General features: G+C 48.8%; 2 rRNA genes. Both read left to right on the top strand.

Annotated elements, in window-relative coordinates:
* Positions 1–210: ribosomal RNA gene (locus tag IEZ21_RS49250) — 16S ribosomal RNA — on the top strand; the annotation flags it as partial.
* 264 nt (positions 211–474) lie between these two features.
* A 23S ribosomal RNA gene (locus tag IEZ21_RS49245) occupies positions 475–3,396 on the top strand.
* The last annotated feature ends 36 nt before the right edge of the window (positions 3,397–3,432 follow it).

The raw sequence follows: 3,432 nt of genomic DNA, 5'->3' as shown, positions 1-3,432 counted from the left end.
AGCTGGAATCGCTAGTAATCGTAGATCAGCATGCTACGGTGAATACGTTCCCGGGCCTTGTACACACCGCCCGTCACACCACGAGAGTTTGTAACACCCGAAGCCGGTGGAGTAACCATTTGGAGCTAGCCGTCGAAGGTGGGACAAATGATTGGGGTGAAGTCGTAACAAGGTAGCCGTACCGGAAGGTGCGGCTGGATCACCTCCTTTCTAAGGATATATTCGGAACATCTTCTACGAAGATGAGGGATAACGTGACATATTGTATTCAGTTTTGAATGTTTATTAACATTCTTTGTACATTGAAAACTAGATAAGTAAGTAAGATTTTACCAAGCAAAACCGAGTGAATAGAGTTTTAAATAAGCTTGAATTCATAAATAATCGCTAGTGTTCGAAAGAACACTCACAAGATTAATAACTAGTTTTAGCTATTTATTTTGAATTGTTATTCAAAATATGGTGGAAAACATAGATTAAGTTATTAAGGGCGCACGGTGGATGCCTTGGCACTAGAAGCCGATGAAGGACGTTACTAACGACGATATGCTTTGGGTAGCTGTAAGTAAGCGTTGATCCAGAGATTTCCGAATGGGGGAACCCAGCATGAGTTATGTCATGTTATCGACATGTGAATTCATAGCATGTCAGAAGGCAGACCCGGAGAACTGAAACATCTTAGTACCCGGAGGAAGAGAAAGAAAAATCGATTCCCTGAGTAGCGGCGAGCGAAACGGGAAGAGCCCAAACCAACAAGCTTGCTTGTTGGGGTTGTAGGACACTCTATACGGAGTTACAAAAGAACATGTTAGACGAATCATCTGGAAAGATGAATCAAAGAAGGTAATAATCCTGTAGTCGAAAACATATTCTCTCTTGAGTGGATCCTGAGTACGACGGAGCACGTGAAATTCCGTCGGAATCTGGGAGGACCATCTCCTAAGGCTAAATACTCTCTAGTGACCGATAGTGAACCAGTACCGTGAGGGAAAGGTGAAAAGTACCCCGGAAGGGGAGTGAAAGAGAACTTGAAACCGTGTGCTTACAAGTAGTCAGAGCCCGTTAATGGGTGATGGCGTGCCTTTTGTAGAATGAACCGGCGAGTTACGATCTGATGCAAGGTTAAGCAGCAAATGTGGAGCCGCAGCGAAAGCGAGTCTGAATAGGGCGTTGAGTATTTGGTCGTAGACCCGAAACCAGGTGATCTACCCTTGGTCAGGTTGAAGTTCAGGTAACACTGAATGGAGGACCGAACCGACTTACGTTGAAAAGTGAGCGGATGAACTGAGGGTAGCGGAGAAATTCCAATCGAACTTGGAGATAGCTGGTTCTCTCCGAAATAGCTTTAGGGCTAGCCTCAAGTGATGATTATTGGAGGTAGAGCACTGTTTGGACGAGGGGCCCCTCTCGGGTTACCGAATTCAGACAAACTCCGAATGCCAATTAATTTAACTTGGGAGTCAGAACATGGGTGATAAGGTCCGTGTTCGAAAGGGAAACAGCCCAGACCACCAGCTAAGGTCCCAAAATATATGTTAAGTGGAAAAGGATGTGGCGTTGCCCAGACAACTAGGATGTTGGCTTAGAAGCAGCCATCATTTAAAGAGTGCGTAATAGCTCACTAGTCGAGTGACACTGCGCCGAAAATGTACCGGGGCTAAACATATTACCGAAGCTGTGGATTGTCCTTTGGACAATGGTAGGAGAGCGTTCTAAGGGCGTCGAAGCATGATCGCAAGGACATGTGGAGCGCTTAGAAGTGAGAATGCCGGTGTGAGTAGCGAAAGACGGGTGAGAATCCCGTCCACCGATTGACTAAGGTTTCCAGAGGAAGGCTCGTCCGCTCTGGGTTAGTCGGGTCCTAAGCTGAGGCCGACAGGCGTAGGCGATGGATAACAGGTTGATATTCCTGTACCACCTAGTATCGTTTTAATCGATGGGGGGACGCAGTAGGATAGGCGAAGCGTGCTGTTGGAGTGCACGTCCAAGCAGTAAGGCTGAGTGTTAGGCAAATCCGGCACTCATAAGGCTGAGCTGTGATGGGGAGAGGAAATTGTTTCCTCGAGTCGTTGATTTCACACTGCCGAGAAAAGCCTCTAGATAGATAACAGGTGCCCGTACCGCAAACCGACACAGGTAGTCAAGATGAGAATTCTAAGGTGAGCGAGCGAACTCTCGTTAAGGAACTCGGCAAAATGACCCCGTAACTTCGGGAGAAGGGGTGCTCTTTAGGGTTCACGCCCAGAAGAGCCGCAGTGAATAGGCCCAAGCGACTGTTTATCAAAAACACAGGTCTCTGCTAAACCGTAAGGTGATGTATAGGGGCTGACGCCTGCCCGGTGCTGGAAGGTTAAGAGGAGTGGTTAGCTTCTGCGAAGCTACGAATCGAAGCCCCAGTAAACGGCGGCCGTAACTATAACGGTCCTAAGGTAGCGAAATTCCTTGTCGGGTAAGTTCCGACCCGCACGAAAGGCGTAACGATTTGGGCACTGTCTCAACGAGAGACTCGGTGAAATCATAGTACCTGTGAAGATGCAGGTTACCCGCGACAGGACGGAAAGACCCCGTGGAGCTTTACTGTAGCCTGATATTGAAATTCGGCACAGCTTGTACAGGATAGGTAGGAGCCTTTGAAACGTGAGCGCTAGCTTACGTGGAGGCGTTGGTGGGATACTACCCTAGCTGTGTTGGCTTTCTAACCCGCACCACTTATCGTGGTGGGAGACAGTGTCAGGCGGGCAGTTTGACTGGGGCGGTCGCCTCCTAAAAGGTAACGGAGGCGCTCAAAGGTTCCCTCAGAATGGTTGGAAATCATTCATAGAGTGTAAAGGCATAAGGGAGCTTGACTGCGAGACCTACAAGTCGAGCAGGGTCGAAAGACGGACTTAGTGATCCGGTGGTTCCGCATGGAAGGGCCATCGCTCAACGGATAAAAGCTACCCCGGGGATAACAGGCTTATCTCCCCCAAGAGTTCACATCGACGGGGAGGTTTGGCACCTCGATGTCGGCTCATCGCATCCTGGGGCTGTAGTCGGTCCCAAGGGTTGGGCTGTTCGCCCATTAAAGCGGTACGCGAGCTGGGTTTAGAACGTCGTGAGACAGTTCGGTCCCTATCCGTCGTGGGCGTAGGAAATTTGAGAGGAGCTGTCCTTAGTACGAGAGGACCGGGATGGACATACCTCTGGTGTACCAGTTGTCGTGCCAACGGCATAGCTGGGTAGCTATGTATGGACGGGATAAGTGCTGAAAGCATCTAAGCATGAAGCCCCCCTCAAGATGAGATTTCCCAACTTCGGTTATAAGATCCCTCGAAGATGACGAGGTTAATAGGTTCGAGGTGGAAGCGTGGTGACACGTGGAGCTGACGAATACTAATCGATCGAAGACTTAATCAATTTTTTAAAAAGCGTTTTGCGACGCAAAAACTTACT

It is taken from the genome of Streptomyces flaveus (assembly GCF_014647675.1).
In the GTDB taxonomy this organism is placed as follows: Bacteria; Actinomycetota; Actinomycetes; order Streptomycetales; family Streptomycetaceae; genus Streptomyces; species Streptomyces flaveus.
This window is presented reverse-complemented; position numbering and strand designations above follow the sequence as displayed.